15 protein-coding genes are annotated in these 17,476 nt (G+C 69.3%); all 15 read left to right on the top strand.

Annotated elements, in window-relative coordinates; all coding sequences use genetic code 11:
* The first annotated feature begins 10 nt into the window (after window positions 1-10).
* The 15 genes from C5E10_RS08460 to hisG all read left to right on the top strand — a co-directional run bounded on the left by C5E10_RS08460 (window position 11) and on the right by hisG (window position 17,471).
* Window positions 11-1,354: a dihydroorotase gene (locus C5E10_RS08460; protein WP_104331243.1), complete on the top strand. Its 1,344-nt coding sequence runs from the start codon at window positions 11-13 to the stop codon at window positions 1,352-1,354.
* Window positions 1,354-1,896 carry a hypothetical protein gene (locus C5E10_RS08455; RefSeq protein ID WP_104331242.1) on the top strand — a complete coding sequence of 181 codons (543 nt, stop codon included), beginning with the start codon at window positions 1,354-1,356 and terminating at the stop codon, window positions 1,894-1,896. The genes C5E10_RS08460 and C5E10_RS08455 overlap by 1 nt, the downstream gene beginning before the upstream one ends.
* Complete coding sequence (carA, locus tag C5E10_RS08450; RefSeq protein WP_104331241.1) at window positions 1,893-3,065, top strand: glutamine-hydrolyzing carbamoyl-phosphate synthase small subunit; 1,173 nt, start codon at window positions 1,893-1,895, stop codon at window positions 3,063-3,065. Before C5E10_RS08455 ends, carA begins: the two co-directional genes overlap by 4 nt.
* 2 nt (window positions 3,066-3,067) lie before the next feature.
* Window positions 3,068-6,367 (top strand): carbamoyl-phosphate synthase large subunit, encoded by a 3,300-nt coding sequence (carB, locus tag C5E10_RS08445; protein WP_104306640.1) that lies wholly within the window; start codon window positions 3,068-3,070, stop codon window positions 6,365-6,367.
* A gap of 12 nt (window positions 6,368-6,379) precedes the next feature.
* Window positions 6,380-7,258 (top strand): orotidine-5'-phosphate decarboxylase, encoded by an 879-nt coding sequence (gene pyrF, locus C5E10_RS08440; RefSeq protein WP_104331240.1) that lies wholly within the window; start codon window positions 6,380-6,382, stop codon window positions 7,256-7,258.
* Window positions 7,255-8,154: a guanylate kinase gene (gmk, locus tag C5E10_RS08435; protein WP_104331239.1), complete on the top strand. Its 900-nt coding sequence runs from the start codon at window positions 7,255-7,257 to the stop codon at window positions 8,152-8,154. Before pyrF ends, gmk begins: the two co-directional genes overlap by 4 nt.
* Window positions 8,151-8,477: a DNA-directed RNA polymerase subunit omega gene (gene rpoZ / locus C5E10_RS08430; RefSeq protein WP_068484449.1), complete on the top strand. Its 327-nt coding sequence runs from the start codon at window positions 8,151-8,153 to the stop codon at window positions 8,475-8,477. The genes gmk and rpoZ overlap by 4 nt, the downstream gene beginning before the upstream one ends.
* Window positions 8,478-8,550: 73 nt before the next feature.
* Window positions 8,551-9,768 carry a bifunctional phosphopantothenoylcysteine decarboxylase/phosphopantothenate--cysteine ligase CoaBC gene (coaBC, locus tag C5E10_RS08425; protein WP_104331390.1) on the top strand — a complete coding sequence of 406 codons (1,218 nt, stop codon included), beginning with the start codon at window positions 8,551-8,553 and terminating at the stop codon, window positions 9,766-9,768.
* 53 nt (window positions 9,769-9,821) lie between these two features.
* Entirely contained in the window at window positions 9,822-11,015 is a 1,194-nt protein-coding gene (gene metK / locus C5E10_RS08420) for a methionine adenosyltransferase (protein WP_104331238.1), read from the top strand.
* Between the two features lie 14 nt (window positions 11,016-11,029).
* Window positions 11,030-13,081, top strand: coding sequence for a hypothetical protein (locus C5E10_RS08415; protein ID WP_104331237.1), 2,052 nt, complete (start codon window positions 11,030-11,032; stop codon window positions 13,079-13,081).
* Window positions 13,082-13,128: 47 nt separating this feature from the next.
* Window positions 13,129-14,058 carry a methionyl-tRNA formyltransferase gene (gene fmt, locus C5E10_RS08410; RefSeq protein WP_104331236.1) on the top strand — a complete coding sequence of 310 codons (930 nt, stop codon included), beginning with the start codon at window positions 13,129-13,131 and terminating at the stop codon, window positions 14,056-14,058.
* A complete protein-coding gene (locus C5E10_RS08405) occupies window positions 14,055-15,548 on the top strand; it encodes an RsmB/NOP family class I SAM-dependent RNA methyltransferase (RefSeq protein WP_104331235.1) in 1,494 nt (497 codons plus the stop codon). The genes fmt and C5E10_RS08405 overlap by 4 nt, the downstream gene beginning before the upstream one ends.
* Before the next feature lie 9 nt (window positions 15,549-15,557).
* On the top strand, window positions 15,558-16,223 hold the full coding sequence (gene rpe, locus C5E10_RS08400) for a ribulose-phosphate 3-epimerase (protein WP_104241261.1): 666 nt from the start codon (window positions 15,558-15,560) through the stop codon (window positions 16,221-16,223).
* Between the two features lie 24 nt (window positions 16,224-16,247).
* On the top strand, window positions 16,248-16,511 hold the full coding sequence (locus tag C5E10_RS08395; protein ID WP_104241260.1) for a phosphoribosyl-ATP diphosphatase: 264 nt from the start codon (window positions 16,248-16,250) through the stop codon (window positions 16,509-16,511).
* A gap of 120 nt (window positions 16,512-16,631) precedes the next feature.
* Complete coding sequence (hisG, locus tag C5E10_RS08390; protein WP_104306636.1) at window positions 16,632-17,471, top strand: ATP phosphoribosyltransferase; 840 nt, start codon at window positions 16,632-16,634, stop codon at window positions 17,469-17,471.
* The last annotated feature ends 5 nt before the right edge of the window (window positions 17,472-17,476 follow it).

Raw genomic sequence — 17,476 nt, 5'->3', positions numbered from 1 at the left:
GAGAGGCACCATGACCACGCTGTACCGAGGCGCCCAGCTGCTCGGCGTCGACCCCGTCGACGTGCTCGTCAGCGGGACGACGATCACCGAGGTCGCGCCGGCCGGCACGATCGGCGTCGAGAGCGTGGAGAGCGTGATCGACGTCGAGGGACTCGTCCTGCTCCCCGGGCTCGTCGACCTCCACACCCACTTGCGCGAGCCGGGCTTCGAGTCGAGCGAGACCGTCCTGACCGGGACGCGCGCAGCGGCCTTCGGCGGCTACACCACGGTGTTCGCCATGGCGAACACCTCACCGGTGCAGGACACCGCCGGCGTCGTCGAGGCGGTAGCGGCGCTCGGCCGATCCGCCGGCTACGCCGACGTGCGACCGATCGGCGCCGTCACGGTCGGGCTCGGGGGAGAGCAGCTCTCGGAGATCGGGGCGATGGCCCAGTCGAACGCCGAGGTGCGGGTGTTCTCGGATGACGGCAAGTGCGTCTTCGACCCCCTGATCATGCGCCGCGCACTCGAATACGTGAAGGCCTTCGGCGGGGTCGTCGCACAGCACGCGCAGGACCCGCGACTCACGGCCGGCGCGCAGATGAACGAGGGCGCCCTCTCCGCAGAGCTCGGTCTCGGCGGGTGGCCCGCCGTCGCCGAATCGTCGATCATCGCGCGCGACGCGCTCCTCGCCGACCACGTCGGGTCGCGCCTCCACGTCTGCCACGTCTCGACCAGGGAGGGCGTCGACGTCGTCCGCTGGGCCAAGTCGCGAGGCATCGACATCACTGCGGAGGTCACGCCGCACCACCTCCTGCTGACCGAGGAGCTCGTCCGCGGCTACGACGCGCGGTTCAAGGTCAACCCGCCGCTGCGCACCCAGGACGACGTGATCGCCGTGCGCGAGGCGCTCGCCGACGGCACGATCGACATCGTCGCGACCGACCACGCACCGCACCCGGTGGACGCCAAGGAGACCGAGTGGGATCAGGCTGCGATGGGCATGGTGGGACTCGAATCAGCCCTGCGCGTCGTGCAGCACACGATGGTCGACTCCGGCGCGCTCACGTGGGCAGACGTCGCCCGGATCATGTCGGAGACCCCAGCCCGAATCGGCGGCGATGCCATCTCAGGCCGCCCCGTCGCGGCCGGCGAGCTCGCCAACCTCGTCTTCTACGACCCCGCTCCCACCGCCGACTTCACGACGGACTCGCTCGGCGGGAAGAGCATCAACTCGCCCTTCCTCGGCATGCCGCTGCCAGGCCGGGTCGTCCACACGGTCTACCGGGGCACACGCACCTTGGACGACGGCGCGCTGCTGTCCGCCGAGGGTGCCGCTGCCGCCGCCAAGGCCAGAGCGAAGGACATCGCCTGATGGACGATCGCGTACTCCCCGCGACACTCACGATCGTCGCCTTCCTCATCATCGTCGTGCTCATGTGGCTCGGCTGGCGACGCCGCGTGCGAGGGCAGGCCGGCATCTCGGCGCCCCTCGAGGCGCCGCACTCGACGCAGCAGCCGCTCGGACACTGGCACGACGTCCACTACGTCTCGACAAGCCGCACGGGCGACGCGCTTGACCGGATCGTCGTGCCTCCGCTCGGCTTCCGAGGACGAGCGGAGGTCACCGTCCTCCGTGAGGGGCCAGTCGTCCAGATCGCCGGCGAACGCGCCTTCTTCATCCCAGCGGGAGACATCGAGGCGACGATCGACGGCACCGTCACGATCGACCGCGTGGTCGAGAACGGCGGCCTCACGATCATCCGCTGGCTCCTGCCCGCCGACGAGCACGCGAACCCGCGCGTGAGCGTCGAGACCTCACTCCGAGTTGTCGACGCCACTGCGCGCGAACAGCTCAAGACCGCGCTGCACTCGCTGCAGCTGACACCAGCCCCCACGACCGAGGAGTCCTCATGACGCCACCAATTCCCGCCGTGCTCGTTCTGGAGGACGGCACGCGATACGAGGGCGACGCCTACGGCGCCGTCGGCGAGACGCTTGGCGAGGTCGTCTTCTCGACAGGCATGACCGGCTACCAGGAGACGCTGACCGACCCGAGCTACGCGGGCCAGATCGTCGTGCAGACGGCCCCGCACATCGGCAACACCGGCGTCAACGACGAGGACATGGAGTCGCGCCAGATCTGGGTCGACGGCTACGTCGTTCGCGACCCCTCCCGCGTCGTCTCCAACTGGCGCGCTGAGGACACCCTCGAGAACGCGCTGACGTCGACCAGCATCGTCGGCATCTCCGGTGTCGACACGCGGGCGCTCACGCGCCGCATCCGCAGCGAAGGCTCGATGCGGGGCGGCATCTTCTCGGGAGACGCAGCTGCGGCAGGTGATGCCACCCTGCTCGAGAAGGTGCGCGCCCAGCCGACCATGGCGGGACGCAACCTCAGCGACCTGGTCTCCACGCCGGAAGCCGTCGTGCACCCCTCCACGGGAGCCGAGCGCATCGGATCCGTCGCGATCATCGACCTCGGCATCAAGACCGCGACGATCAAGGCCCTCGCCGAACGCGGCTTCGACGTGCACGTGCTCCCGCACGCCACGACGATCGAGCAGCTCCGCGAGCTCGCACCGACCGCCGTCTTCTACTCGAACGGACCGGGAGACCCGGCCTCGAGCGAGGCCCACGTCGAGCTGCTCCGCAACGTGCTCCGCGACGGAACACCCTTCTTCGGCATCTGCTTCGGCAACCAGCTGCTCGGCCGAGCACTCGGGTTCGACACCTACAAGCTCCCCTTCGGGCACCGCGGCATCAACCAGCCCGTCGTCGACACGTTCTCGGGACGCATCGAGATCACCGCGCAGAACCACGGCTTCGCGGTCCAGGCACCCCTCGACGGGCCCGTCGAGACGCCAGCAGGCTTCGGGCGCGCCCAGGTGAGCCACATCGGACTGAACGACCAGGTCGTCGAAGGTCTCCGCTGCCTCGACATCCCGGCGTTCAGCGTGCAGTTCCACCCAGAGGCGGCGGCGGGCCCCCACGACTCCGCGCCGCTCTTCGACCAGTTCAGGGAGATGGTGCTCGAGCACCTCGCCTCCCCATCCACCCACACCAACGGCCAGGAGAACGCGTAAGCATGCCAAAGCGCTCAGATATCTCAAGCGTCCTCGTCATCGGCTCCGGCCCCATCGTCATCGGCCAGGCTGCCGAGTTCGACTACTCGGGCACGCAGGCCTGCCGAGTGCTCCGCGAGGAGGGCGTCCGCGTCATCCTCGTGAATTCGAACCCCGCGACGATCATGACCGACCCGGACTTCGCAGACGCCACCTACGTCGAGCCGATCACCCCCGACATCATCGAGTCGATCATCATCAAGGAACGCCCCGACGCGATCCTCCCCACCCTCGGCGGACAGACGGCGCTCAACGCCGCCATCGCCCTCCACGAGCAGGGCATCCTCGAACGCCACGGCGTCGAGCTCATCGGCGCCAAGGTCGAGGCCATCCGCCGCGGCGAGGACCGCCAGATCTTCAAGGACCTCGTCATCGAGGCCGGCGCGGAGGTCGCGCGCTCGCACATCGCGACGAGCGTCGAGCAGGCCATCGGCTTCGCCGAGGACCTCGGCTACCCGCTCGTCGTGCGGCCGTCCTTCACGATGGGCGGCCTCGGTTCGGGCTTCGCCTACAACGAAGAGGACCTGATCCGCTTCGTCGCCGACGGAGTCCAGTCGAGCCCGACCGGCGAGGTGCTCCTCGAGGAGTCGATCCTCGGCTGGAAGGAGTACGAGCTCGAGCTCATGCGCGACACGGCCGACAACACGGTCGTCGTCTGCTCCATCGAGAACGTCGACCCGGTGGGCGTCCACACGGGCGACTCCATCACGGTCGCCCCGGCCCTCACGCTCACCGACCGCGAGTACCAGCGCCTTCGCGACATCGGAATCGCGATCATCCGCCTCGTCGGCGTCGACACGGGCGGATGCAACATCCAGTTCGCCATCGACCCCTCGAACGGCCGCATCATCGTCATCGAGATGAACCCGCGTGTCTCCCGCTCGTCGGCGCTCGCCTCGAAGGCCACGGGCTTCCCGATCGCGAAGATCGCCGCCAAGCTGGCGATCGGCTACCGCCTCGACGAGATCCCCAACGACATCACGAAGGTGACGCCCGCCAGCTTCGAGCCGACGCTCGACTACGTCGTCGTCAAGGTGCCGCGCTTCAACTTCGAGAAGTTCCCGGCCGCCGACACGACGCTGACGACGACCATGAAGTCGGTCGGCGAGGCCATGGCCATCGGCCGCAACTTCTCGACGGCGCTGCAGAAGGCGCTGCGGTCGCTGGAGAAGCGTGGCTCCTCCTTCACCTGGGCTGCCGACGAGGCTTCGGTCGAGGAACTGCTCGAGATCATCAAGGTCCCGACCGACGGCCGAATCGTCAACGTGCAGCGCGCGCTCTGGAAGGGTGCGACGCCGGAGCAGGTCTTCGAGTCCACGGCGATCGACCCCTGGTTCATCGACCAGATCGTGCTCATCAACGAGGTGGCAGACCAGATCGCCTCCGCCGACGTCGTCGACGCGCGGCTCCTCCGAAACGCAAAGCGACACGGGTTCTCGGACGCGCAGATCGCCGAGCTGCGCGGGCTCAGCGAGGACGAGGTCCGCGCCATCCGCCACAACTTCGGTGTGCGCCCGGTCTTCAAGACGGTCGACACGTGCGCTGGGGAGTTCCCCGCGTTCACGCCGTACCACTACTCCAGCTACGACCAGGAGTCGGAGGTCACCCCGAGCGACCGGCGGAAGGTCATCATCCTCGGTTCCGGCCCGAACCGGATCGGCCAGGGCATCGAGTTCGACTACTCGTGTGTGCACGCGTCGTTCGCGCTCTCGGACGCCGGCTTCGAGACCATCATGATCAACTGCAACCCGGAGACGGTCTCGACCGACTACGACACGAGCGACCGGCTGTACTTCGAGCCGCTCACGCTCGAGGACGTGCTGGAGATCGTCGAGGTCGAGCGCGGAGCCGGCGAGCTGCTCGGCGTCGTCGTGCAGCTCGGCGGTCAGACGGCACTCGGCCTCGCGAAGGGCCTCGAAGCTGCTGGCGTGCCGATCCTCGGCACCAGCCCCGCCGCCATCGACCTCGCGGAGGAGCGCGGCCTGTTCTCTGGCGTGCTCGACCGCGCCGGGCTGATCTCCCCGGAGAACGGCACGGCGACCGACCTTGACGGCGCGCTCGAAGTGGCCACCGGCATCGGCTACCCGGTCCTCGTCCGCCCGAGCTTCGTCCTCGGTGGCCGAGGCATGGAGATCGTCTACGACGCCGAGCAGATGCGCGACTACTTCTCGCGCATCGAGGGCCAGGCGATCGTCGGTCCAGCCCACCCGCTGCTCGTCGACCGCTTCCTCGACGAGGCGACCGAGATCGACGTCGACGCGCTGTTCGACGGCGACGAGCTGTACATCGGCGGCATCATGGAGCACATCGAGGAGGCGGGCATCCACTCGGGCGACTCGGCCTGCACGCTGCCTCCCGTCACGCTCTCGAGCGCTGTCCTCAACAACGTCCGCGACGCGACACTGGCCATCGCCGAGGGCGTCGGCGTTCGCGGCCTGCTCAACGTCCAGTTCGCCCTCTCCGGAGGAAAGCTCTACGTGCTCGAGGCCAACCCGCGTGCATCCCGGACCGTGCCGTTCGTCTCCAAGGCGCTCGGAACCCAGCTCGCCAAGGCCGCGGCGCGCGTCATGACCGGAGTGAGCATCGCGGAGCTCAAGGCGGAAGGCCTCCTGCGCGAGCAGGACGGAACGCACCAGCCTGCGTCGAGTCCCGTCGCGGTGAAGGAGGCCGTGCTCCCGTTCAAGCGCTTCCGCACGAAGGACGGTCGCATCGTCGACTCGCTGCTCTCCCCGGAGATGCGCTCGACGGGCGAGGTCATGGGCATCGACACGGACTTCCCGACCGCCTTCGCGAAGAGCCAGCTCGCCGCCTACGGTGGCCTGCCGAAGTCGGGCACGGTCTTCGTGTCAGTCTCCGACCGCGACAAGCGCGCCATCGTCCTGCCCGTCGCGAAGTTCGTGGAGCTCGGGTTCTCGATCGCCGCCACCGAGGGCACCGCAGCGGTCCTCGCACGCCACGGCATCTCGGCGAAGGTGGTCGGCAAGTTCACCCCGGACTCTCCGGATGGGACGACCCCGGGCCAGGACCGCAACATCGTGGACATGATCCACGGGGGAGAGGTCGACATGGTCATCAACACCCCATCCGGCCGGGCGTCTCGAGCCGATGGCTACGAGATCCGCATGGCTGCGGTCTCCGCCGACCTGCCCATCTTCACGACGATCTCGGAGCTCTCCGCCGCCGTCGGCTCCCTCTCCGCTCTCCGCAGCGGATTCACCGTCACGAGCCTGCAGGAGTACAACACCCAGAGGGGGGAAAGCTAGTTGACTGCTGCGATGGCGTCGCGTGCTGGAGTGGGCGGGTTCGGCCCGCGACTCCAGCACGCCGTGGAGGAGCGGGGCCGACTCTGCGTCGGCATCGATCCGCATGAGTTCCTGCTCGCCTCGTGGGGGCTTCCCGCCACCGCGGCCGGGGCCGAGGAGTTCGGCCTTCGCGTCGTCGAGGCCGCTGCCGGGCGCGTCGGCGTCGTCAAACCGCAGATCGCCTTCTTCGAGCGCTTCGGCTCGGCCGGGTTCTCGGCGCTCGAGTCCGTCCTCGCGGCGGCTCGGGACGCGGGCCTGCTCGTGATCGCCGACGTCAAGCGCGGCGACGTCGGCACGACCCTCGAGGCCTACGCGAACGCCTGGCTCGAAACGGGGTCGCCGCTCGAGGCGGATGCGATGACGGTGAACCCCTACCAGGGCTTCGACTCGCTCGCCGCGGCGCTCGAGCTCGCCGAGCGGCTCGGCAAGGGGCTGTTCGTGCTCGCTGCGACGTCGAACCCAGAGTCGACCTCGATCCAGACGGCTCGCCGTGATCGTGGAACGCAGCGCGGTGAGACGGTCGCGGGAGGCATCGCCAATCGTGCGGTCGCCTGGAACGCGCAGCACGCGAGCGGTGACCTCGGCTCGGTCGGGGTCGTCCTCGGCGGCACCGTCGACTTCGACACCCTCGGCGTCGACCTCCCCGCCCTCGGCGGCGCACCCCGCACCCCGATCCTCGCTCCGGGCTTCGGCCACCAGGGGGCCGAGTTCGCGCAGATCAGGAGCACGTTCGGCGCAGCCACCGAATCACTCATCGTGAACGTCTCCCGGAGCGTCCTGGCTGCAGGACCCGGTGGCATCGCCGACGCCATCGACCAGCAGACCGCAGAGCTGGAGAACGCCCTCTCATGACCCAGGTGCCACCCCCCGTCGACCGCGTCGCGGCTTCCAAGGCCGCGGTCCTCGCCCGCCAAGCCCGGGCCGAGGTCAAGCGAGCACTCGCGACCGGTGCTCGCAGCCCCATCTCGGTGCTCGATGCGAGCCAGTCCCCGGAACACGCAGCCGAGCACTCGCTGCGCGTGACCCAGTTCCTGCTGAGCATCCCGCACATCGGAGCCACCAAGCAGGCCCGCATCCTCGAGGAGCTGGCCATCTCGCCGTCCAAGCGCCTCGGTGGGCTCGGACGCAATCAGCGCATTCGCCTCCGCACCTTCCTGGAAGAACGACTGGGTGCTCAGAGCACGGGGAACCGACTCGTCGTCCTGGCTGGCCCCACGGCAGTCGGCAAGGGCACGGTCGCCAACTACATCCGCGAGCACTACCCAGAAGTGGAGCTCTCCGTCTCCGCCACGACGCGCTCGCCCCGGCCCGGCGAGGTCGACGGCGTCAACTACCACTTCACCGACGACGCCGGCTTCGACCGGCTCGTCGACCAGGAGCAGCTGCTCGAGTACGCGACCGTCCACAACGCCTTCAGGTACGGCACTCCGCGCGGCCCCATCGACGAAGCCATCTCCTCCGGGCGATCCGTCCTGCTCGAAATCGACATTCAGGGCGCCAGACAGGTCAGATCGCGCATGCCTGAGGCTAGACTGGTATTTTTGTTGCCTCCGAGCTGGGACGAGCTCGTGCGGCGCCTCGTGGGGCGCGGCACGGAATCACCCGAAGAACAGGCTCGGCGCCTCGAAACCGCGAAGATCGAACTCGCCGCCCAGGACGAGTTCGATGCACTGGTCGTCAACGACTCCGTGCCTGAGGCTGCGGCACGCGTAGTCGAACATCTGGGACTGAACAAGGAGCACGCATGATTGAGAAGCCCAAGGGCATCATTGACCCGCCCATGGACGAGCTGCTGCAGCGCGTCGACAACAAGTACCAGCTGGTCATCTTCGCATCGCGTCGCGCGCGTCAGATCAACGACTACTACTCCGACCTGCACGACGGTGCGATCTACCAGAACGTCGGCCCGCTGATCGACTCCTCGATCGACGACAAGCCGCTCTCGATCGCGCTGCACGAGATCAACGAGCAGAAGATCGTCATGGTCGAGGCGCGTCCGCTCGAGACGCCGGACGACGTCATCGTCTTCGACGACGAGATCAACTTCGAAGACGACGCACCGCAGGCCTAGCACGACCGTGAGCGAGATCGCTGGCGCGCATCCGGCTGCCGCCCACCAGACCGATGCGTCTGACGGGCAGCCGATGCGCGTCGTCATCGGCGTGACAGGCGGCATCGCCGCCTACAAGGCGGTGCAGGTCATCCGCGATCTCGTTCTCCTCGGCCATCACGTCGACGTCGTGCCCACGGAGTCCGCGCTGCGGTTCGTGGGGCGTCCGACGTTCGAGGCCATCTCGCGCAATCCCGTTCGAACCGACGTCTTCGATGACGTCGCGGAGGTTCGGCACGTCGCGCTCGGTCAGCAGGCTGATGTCATCGCCGTCGTGCCGACGACCGCGAACTCCATGGCGAAGATCGCCGCTGGTCTCTCCGACGACCTGCTCGGCACGACGATCCTGGCGTCGACGGCTCCGCTCATCCTCGCGCCAGCCATGCACACGGAGATGTGGCTCAACCCGGCGACGCAGGCGAACGCGGCCCGCCTCGACGCACGCGGAGTTGTGCTCGTCGGACCGGCCGAGGGCCAGCTGACCGGCAACGACTCCGGACCAGGTCGCCTGGCGGAGCCCTCCGAGATCGTTGCGACGATCCTGAGCGCCGGACGCGGCGAGCGCCGACGACGCCGAGACGCGGAGCTGGTGAGCGACCTCCGCGGGAGGCGTGTCCTCATCACTGCAGGAGGCACCCGCGAGCCGCTCGACCCTGTGCGGTTCATCGGCAACCGATCCAGCGGCAGGCAGGGCTTCGCGCTTGCCGAGCGTGCCCTCGCCCGTGGCGCTGAGGTCACCCTCGTCGCCGCCAACGCGGAGGTCCGGCCACCAGACGGGGTCAAGCTCGTCACCGTCTCGAGCGCTCAGCAGCTCGCGCAGGCCTGCGCCGAGATCGCCCCACGCCACGATGTCGTCATCATGGCCGCGGCGGTCGCGGACTACCGGCCGGTGACCGTTGCCGAGGGCAAGATCAAGAAGGAGCAGGCGGGCGAGGAGCTGACGCTCACCTTCACCCGCAATCCCGACATCCTGCAGGACCTTTCCGCGTCACGTGGTGCCGATCAAGTCATCATCGGCTTCGCGGCCGAGACGGAGACCGACGACGCCGCGCTCCTCGAGCTCGGTCGGGCCAAGATCGCGAGGAAGGGATGCGACTACCTCGTCGTCAACAGGGTCGGCTGGAGCCTCGGCTTCCAGTCGGACGACAACTCGGTCTTCATCCTCGCGGCGTCTGGCGACGTTGTCTCGCGTCACACTGGCGACAAGATGTCGGTGGCCGATGTCATCCTGGATCTGCTCGCCAACGTCTAGCCACACCGGCGTCGCCAACCAGCAGCCGCAACACTCACCGCAAGGGGTTCTTCTTGTCTTCTCTTCGCCTGTTCACCTCTGAGTCGGTCACCGAGGGTCACCCCGACAAGATCTGCGACCAGATCTCAGACCGCATCCTCGACGACCTCCTGACCCAGGACCCGGCGTCCCGCGTCGCCGTCGAGACGCTCGTGACGACGGGCCAGGTGCACGTCGCCGGTGAGGTCACGACCAAGGCCTACTCCGACATCGCCGGCATCGTCAGGCGCACCATCAGCGAGATCGGCTACACGTCGAGCGACGTCGGCTTCGACGGCTCCTCATGCGGCGTCTCGATCTCGGTCGGAGAGCAGTCTCCCGAGATCGGCGAGGGCGTGACGACCTCGCTGGAGCACCGCTCCGAGAGCTCGGAAGACGCGATCGCCAAGCAGGGCGCGGGAGACCAGGGCATCATGTTCGGCTACGCGACCCGAGAGACGGAAGCCCTCATGCCGTTGCCGATCCACCTCGCGCACCAGCTCGCGCAGCAGCTCGCGGCCGTCCGGAAGTCCGGCGAGGTCGCCTACCTGCGTCCAGACGGCAAGACCCAGGTCACCGTCGGCTACGAGGGGAGCGTGCCCCGTTCCATCGAGACCGTCGTGGTCTCCACGCAGCACGACCCGGGGCTCCAGCAGGCGCAGATCCGCGAAGACGTCATCAGGCACGTCGTCCGCCCGGTGCTGGAGCGCAACGGCTTCGCTGACGCCGAGCCCACCTTCCTCGTCAACCCGTCAGGCAGCTTCATCGACGGAGGGCCTCGCGCCGACGCGGGCCTGACCGGACGCAAGATCATCGTCGACACCTACGGCGGCATGGCGCGCCACGGTGGTGGCGCCTTCAGCGGCAAGGACCCCTCGAAGGTCGACCGCTCGGCCGCGTACGCCATGCGATGGGTGGCGAAGAACGCCGTCGCGGCGGGACTCGCCGATCGCCTCGAGGTGCAGATCGCGTACGCCATCGGCAAGGCTGAGCCGGTTGGCCTCTACGTCGAGAGCTTCGGCACCGGCAAGGTGGCGGACGCCACGATCATCGAGGCGATCCTCTCGACGTTCGATCTCCGCCCGGGTGCCCTCGTCGAGGACCTGGACCTGCGTCGCCCGATCTACGCCCAGACCTCCGCCTACGGCCACTTCGGTCGCGAGCTGCCCGACTTCACGTGGGAGCGCACCGACCGGGCCGAGGAGCTCCGCCGAGCCGCTGGCCTCTGATCGCAGAGCCAGCTGTGGACGACACCCTGCCGCGGGTCGCGCGCGTCGTCGTCGCCTCCCCGCTTCCGCAGCTCGACCGGGAGCTCGAGTACGAGATCCCCGGCGAGCTGCGCGGGAGCATCGGCGTCGGAATGCGGGTTGCGGTTCCGCTTCGCACCTCGAACCGCCAGTTGCAGGGGTTCGTCGTGGCCGTCGAGCGAGTCGCCGAGTACACGGGCAAGCTCGCGCCGATCATCGAGCTCGTCTCGACTGCCAGGGTGCTCACGCCCGAGATAGCCGGCCTCGCCCGTGCCGTCGCCGACCGGCAGGCCGGATGCGCGGCGGACGTGCTGCGCCTCGCCATCCCGGCGAGGTCCGTGCGCGTCGAACAGCGCTGGCTCGAGGCACGCGCCCAAGCAGCTCCTGCCACGGCGGGAGCTCCTAGCGGTGAGGACGCGCCGTCGAGCGATGCCGACGAGCCCGCGACCACAGCCGACGAGGTCCACGATGCCCCGGAGGCGACGCTTGTTCCCATGTACGGGGCAGAGGCAGCCGAGCTCCTCGGACGGGGCCCGGCGGCGCGGTTCGCGGTCGACGCCCCGGTCGGTGTCGACGGGGGAGTTCCCCGGTCGCTCCTCGCCCTCGCAGCGATCTCAGCGGTTCGCGTAGCCGCCGGGCAGTCCGTCATCCTCGCGGTCCCCGACTACCGCGACGTCGAGCTGGCCCTCAGCGCGCTCGGCAGGTTCCTCGATGCCGGGCTGGTCCGCCGACTCGACACCCGCGCCAAGCCCGCCGACCGCTACGCGGCGTTCCTCGCCTGCCTCGACGAGACACCGGGTGTCGTCGTGGGCACGAGGAGCGTCATCTACGCTCCGGCCTCGAACCTCGGGGCCGTGCTCGTCTGGGACGACGGCGACGAGAGCTTCACCGAGCAGCTCGCGCCCTACGCGAGCACCCGCGATGTCGCCCTGCTCCGTGCTGAGCGCGAATCGCTCACGCTCATCTTCGCGGCGCACACCCCGAGCCTGGAGGTCGCACGCCTCGTGGGCATGCGGTGGCTCACTCCGGTGCCGCTCGCGCGACCGGAGGCTCCCAAGGTCATCTCGGGCAGCCAGGCACTCGCCGAGGAGACCCCGGCGGCGCACGCGCGCATCCCAGCGCTCGCCTGGCAGGAGGCGAGGCGCGCGCTCGAGCACGGGCCGGTACTGCTCCAGGTCGTGCGTGCCGGCTATATCCCGAGCCTCAGCTGCGCCAGATGTCGCACGCCAGCTCGCTGCACGGTCTGTGGCGGAGCGCTCGAGTACTCGCGTCCGGGAGCGCCCCCTTCCTGCAGGGTGTGCGACGCCCTCCATCCCGAGTGGCAGTGTCCCGAGTGCGGCGACCGGCGCCTCCGGAACACGTCACTCGGCGCGGAGCGGACCGCAGAGGAGCTCGGACGCGCCTTCCCCGGCACTCGTGTCGTCGTGGCCGATGGGGCCTCCGAGACCGTGACGATCGACGATCGCCCCTGTCTCGTCGTGGCAACGCGCGGGGCCGAGCCGGTTCCGAGCTCCGGCTACGCCGGCATCGTCCTGCTCGACACGGAGCGCTCGCTGGCTCAGGAGCGCCTCGACGCTGGCGTCGACGCCCTCCGCGGATGGTCGAACGCCGCGGCGCTTGCCTCGGGCGGCGCCAAGGTCGTCATCGTCGGCGCCGACAATCCGGCAGCGCACGCGCTCCGCACCTGGCAGCAGCCAGCCTTCTCGACGCGCGAGCTCGAGGAGCGACGCGATCTCCACTTCCCACCGGCGATTCGCGTGGCCGCCATCTCCGGGAGCGACGAGGAAGTCCGCCACGCCATCGCGACCGTCGAGGCCTCCGCCGAGCTCAAGCAGGCTGGGGCCATGCAGATCCTCGGACCGACGCCCCAGGAGGTCGGAAGCCGAGCGGTTCTCAAGTTCAGCTACTCGCTCGGCGCCCCGCTGGCGAAGCTGCTGAAGAGCGAGCTCGTCCGAGCGGCGACAAGCCGGCGCCCGCGCGTCGCAGGTCGCGGCGGCGGGCACGCCTCGACCCTGCGCGTACGATTTGACCCGCCGGGCATCTTCTGACCCGCGCTCCAGCACCACACTCGCATCAACCTCGAGAGGCACCAGCTATGCGGCTCGTCTTCGCCGGCACCCCATCCACCGCCGTCCCCAGCCTTGAGGCGCTCGTGGACGACGGTCACGAGATCGCGGCGGTCCTCACTCGCGACGATGCCAAGGTGGGGCGTGCGAGGGCGCTCACGCCATCCCCGGTGGCGGCCCGCGCGGCGGAGCTCGGCCTTCGGGTGATCAAGAGCAACCGCATGTCCCCAGACGTGACCGCTGAGCTCGCGAGCCTCGACGCCGAGCTCGGCGTCATCGTCGCGTACGGGGCCCTCATCGACGCCGCGACGCTCGATGCGCCCGAGCGTGGCTGGATCAACCTGCACTTCTCGCTGCTCCCCGACCTGCGCGGCGCCGCCCCGGCCCAGCGTGCGGTCATGCGTGGCGACTCGTCGACGGGCATGACCATCTTCCAGCTGACCGTCGGCCTCGACGAGGGGCCGGTCTTCGCGACCCAGGCTTCGCCGATCGGCGAGACCGAGACCTCGGGGGAGCTCCTCGAGCGCCTTGCGGGGGAGGGAGCGGCCTTCCTCGCGGAGACGGTGCGGGGAATCAGCGAAGACGCGCTGATCTCCAAGCCGCAGGTCGGCGAACCCACCACCGCGGCGAAGCTGCGGAAGCAGGACTCCGCAGTCGACTGGGCGGCTCCGCTCGTGAGCGTGGACGCGCATATCCGCGGCGTGACTCCAGAGCCGGGCGCGGTCGCGCGCGTCGACGGACAGCCGTTGCGCATCCTGCGCATCGCACGCCCGAGCGAGGCCATCGACGCGCCGCCGCTTGCACCGGGGAAGCTCGCCGTCGTCGGCCAGGACGTCCTCGTCGGCACGGGCACACAGCCCCTGCAGCTCGTCACGGTCCAGCCCGCCGGGAAGAAGCCGATGCCAGCGCGAGATTGGCTCCGCGGCAGGCGCGATGCCGAGACGCTGGTGCTCGCATGAGCCCGGCCGGTGCAGGAGGACGTCGCGGGAACCGCCCCTCCGAGGGCAGGCGGCGCCCTGACCAGCCGACTGCCGGTCGCTCGGTCACCCGCTCACGCCAGGTGGCGTTCGAGGTTCTCAGAGCTGTGGACGAGGACGACGCCTACGCCAACCTCCTGCTTCCGCACCGGATCTCGGCGGCACGGCTCTCCCCGTCGGATGCGGGCCTTGCGACCGAGCTGACCTACGGCACGCTGCGTCGTCGAGGCACGTACGACGCGATCATCGCCGAGGCCTCCGGGCGCGACGTCCGCGACATCGACCCGCCGATCCTCGATGTCCTCCGGCTGGGCGCACACCAGCTGCTGAGCATGCGCACGCCGAGTCACGCTGCGGTCAACGAGTCGGTCGAGCAGGCCGCCCGCATCGCGTCCCGAGGTGCTTCCGGGTTCGTCAACGCCATCCTTCGGAAGATCTCGCGCACCGGACTCGACGAATGGCTCGACGAGATCACGACGGGGCAGAGCGAGGAGCAGGCTCTCGCGGTGCGCCACTCGCATCCGGACTGGATCGTGCGCGCACTGCGCGACTCGCTCGCCGCGGAAGAACGCGCCGACGAGCTCGCCGCGACACTCGCCGCTGACAATGAGTCGCCAGCCGTCAGCATCGTGTCCCTCCCCGGCTTCGACACGCCCGGCGAGCTCATCGAGACGAACCCCGATCTCCTCGGGCCAGGCCGAGTCTCGCCTCGCGGGCTGTCGCTCTCCTCGGGCGACCCGTCCTGGGTTCCTCAGGTCAAGGCAGGCAGGGCACGCGTCCAGGACGAGGGCTCGCAGCTGGTCACGCTCGCGCTGCTCGAGGCGGCGCCGGTCGCCGCCGGCGAGCGCTGGCTCGACATGTGCGCCGGCCCCGGGGGCAAGGCTGCGCTGCTCGCTGCCAGCGCCACCGAGCTCGGTGCCAAGCTCACCGCCAACGAGCTCGTGCCGGCTCGCGCCGGGCTCGTCCGCACGGCGCTCGCCCCGCTCGCGGCTCCCGTCTCCGTCACCAACGAGGACGGACGCTCATTCGCCGAGAGCCACCCTGGGGAGTTCGATCGAGTCCTCCTCGACGCCCCCTGCACGGGCCTCGGCGCGCTGCGGCGCAGGCCGGAAGCTCGCTGGCGGAAGCAGAGCAGCGACGTGAGCGAGCTCGTCCAGCTGCAGGAGCAGCTGCTCGAGGCGGCGCTCGCCACCGTGAAGCCAGGCGGCATCGTGGCCTACGTCACCTGCTCGCCCCACCAGGCCGAGACGACCGGTGTCGTGCGCCGCGCGGTTCGGCTGTCGGGCGCTGAGGTGCTGGACGCGGCCGCGATCGTGAGCCGCGCCTCGACGACCGGTGAACTGGACCTCGGCGAACGCCCCCTCGGCGACGGCACGCTCGTGCAGCTCTGGCCCCACCGCCACGGCACCGACGCCATGTTCCTCGCTCTCCTGCGCCGAGCACCCGCTCAGCAGGAGACCCCGACCCCGTAGGATCGCCCCGTGAACGCGCGCATCAACCCCAGCATCCTGGCCGCCGACTTCGCCAACTTCGAGAGAGATCTCGGACGCATCGCCTCAGCCGATGCGGCGCACGTCGACGTCATGGACAACCACTTCGTGCCGAACCTCACGTTCGGGCAGCCGATGGTGGAGCGTCTGCAGGAGATCAGCCCCGTGCCGCTCGACCTGCACCTCATGATCGAGGACCCGGACCGCTGGGCTCCCCAGTTCGCGGAGATGGGCGTGTTCTCGGTGACCTTCCACGCGGAGGCCGCGACGAGTCCCGTGACCCTCGCAAAGCGGTTGAAGGAGCGAGGCGCGCGCGCTGGCATCGCCATCAACCCGGCGACGCCCCTCAGCGCCGTCGAGGAGATCCTGCCCCACTTCGACCAGCTGCTCATCATGACCGTCGAGCCCGGCTTCGGCGGTCAGTCCTTCATGGCGGACATGATGCCGAAGCTGGCGAGGGCCGACAGGCTCAGGAAGTCGCACGGCCTCGAGACCTGGCTCCAGGTGGACGGCGGGATCTCGCTCGACACGATCGAGCTCGCGGCAGCGAACGGCGCCGATACCTTCGTCGCCGGATCGGCCGTGTTCCGCGGTGATCCTGGTGAGCAGATCGCGGCTCTGCGCGCCGCGGCAGCGGATGCCCGGCACGCGCACTAGGCGCCAAGCGACTACGCTGTGCCTGTGAAATCCTTCGACACGCTGTTCGCAGAGCTCTCCGAGAAGATCGCCTCCCGACCAGAGGGTTCAGGCACGGTCCGAGAGTTCGACGCGGGCGTGCATACGATCGGGAAGAAGATCGTCGAGGAGGCCGCTGAGGTCTGGATGGCCGCCGAGTACGAGAGCGACGAGGAGACGGCTGAGGAGATCTCGCAGCTGCTCTACCATCTGCAGGTCCTCATGCTCGCCAAGGGCCTCACGCTCGACGACGTCTACCGCAACCTCTAGCAGGCACGAGCTCGCCGCTCTCGACCGGCCCGCGCGACACGTGCGCCGGCACCGGCGACGTCACCAGGCAGCGCGCACCCACCCCGATTCATGACTCCCCGAACCAAGGACGTTCCAACAATGCTTCGCATCGCCGTGCCAAACAAGGGCATGCTCGCCGAGACGGCCAACGAAATGCTGCAGGAGGCCGGCTACCGCGGCCGCGGCGACAGCCGTGAGCTCGTCGCCATCGACCCGATCAACGACGTCGAGTTCTTCTACCTACGGCCTCGTGACATCGCGACCTACGTGGGCTCGGGTGTCCTCGACGCCGGCATCACGGGCCGCGACTTCCTCTTGAACACCGAGTCGGCCGCCAAGGAGGTCCGTGCGCTGGACTTCGGCGACTCCACCTTCCGATTCGCGGGCCCTGCCGGCGAGTTCACCGATGTCAGCCAGTTGCAGGGCAAGCGCGTGGCGACGAGCTACACGGGCCTGCTCGGCTCCTGGTTCGCCCGGGCGGGCATCGAAGCTGAGCTGGTGCCCCTGGAGGGGGCGGTCGAGTCGGCCATCAGGCTTGGCGTTGCGGACGCCGTGGCCGACGTCGTCTCCACGGGTGGCACGCTGCGCAAGGCGGGCCTCGAGGTCTTCGGGCCGGTCATCCTCGAATCCACGGCGGTCCTCATCTCGACGCCGGAGAAGGAGCACGCTGCGCGTCGCCTTCTCGGCCGCCTCGACGGTGTGCTGGTCGCCCGACGCTACGCGATCATGGACTACGACATCGAGTCGTCGAAGCTCGACGCGGCTCTGGCGATCACGCCCGGCTTCCAGTCGCCGACGATCTCGCCGCTGCGCGACTCGGACTGGGTCGCGGTGCGCTCCATGGTGCCGCAGAACGAGCTCAACCAGGTCATGGACCAGCTCCAGGACGCTGGGGCCAAGGCCATCATCGTGACGGCCCTGCAGGCCGTCCGGGTGTGATCGAG

It is taken from the genome of Pseudoclavibacter sp. RFBG4, assembly GCF_002931515.1.
Lineage (GTDB): Bacteria > Actinomycetota > Actinomycetes > Actinomycetales > Microbacteriaceae > Pseudoclavibacter.
The sequence above is the reverse complement of the archived record's forward strand: the minus strand, read 5'-3'. Positions and strand labels throughout refer to the sequence as shown.

Excerpts from the sequence above, each read along its gene's own strand:
- C5E10_RS08460 (WP_104331243.1), top strand. The coding sequence starts at position 11 with ATGACCACGCTGTACCGAGGCGCCCAGCTGCTCGGCGTCGACCCCGTC.
- C5E10_RS08455 (WP_104331242.1), top strand. The coding sequence starts at position 1,354 with ATGGACGATCGCGTACTCCCCGCGACACTCACGATCGTCGCCTTCCTC.
- carA (WP_104331241.1), top strand. The coding sequence starts at position 1,893 with ATGACGCCACCAATTCCCGCCGTGCTCGTTCTGGAGGACGGCACGCGA.
- carB (WP_104306640.1), top strand. The coding sequence starts at position 3,068 with ATGCCAAAGCGCTCAGATATCTCAAGCGTCCTCGTCATCGGCTCCGGC.
- pyrF (WP_104331240.1), top strand. The coding sequence starts at position 6,380 with ATGGCGTCGCGTGCTGGAGTGGGCGGGTTCGGCCCGCGACTCCAGCAC.
- gmk (WP_104331239.1), top strand. The coding sequence starts at position 7,255 with ATGACCCAGGTGCCACCCCCCGTCGACCGCGTCGCGGCTTCCAAGGCC.
- rpoZ (WP_068484449.1), top strand. The coding sequence starts at position 8,151 with ATGATTGAGAAGCCCAAGGGCATCATTGACCCGCCCATGGACGAGCTG.
- coaBC (WP_104331390.1), top strand. The coding sequence starts at position 8,551 with ATGCGCGTCGTCATCGGCGTGACAGGCGGCATCGCCGCCTACAAGGCG.
- fmt (WP_104331236.1), top strand. The coding sequence starts at position 13,129 with ATGCGGCTCGTCTTCGCCGGCACCCCATCCACCGCCGTCCCCAGCCTT.
- C5E10_RS08405 (WP_104331235.1), top strand. The coding sequence starts at position 14,055 with ATGAGCCCGGCCGGTGCAGGAGGACGTCGCGGGAACCGCCCCTCCGAG.
- hisG (WP_104306636.1), top strand. The coding sequence starts at position 16,632 with ATGCTTCGCATCGCCGTGCCAAACAAGGGCATGCTCGCCGAGACGGCC.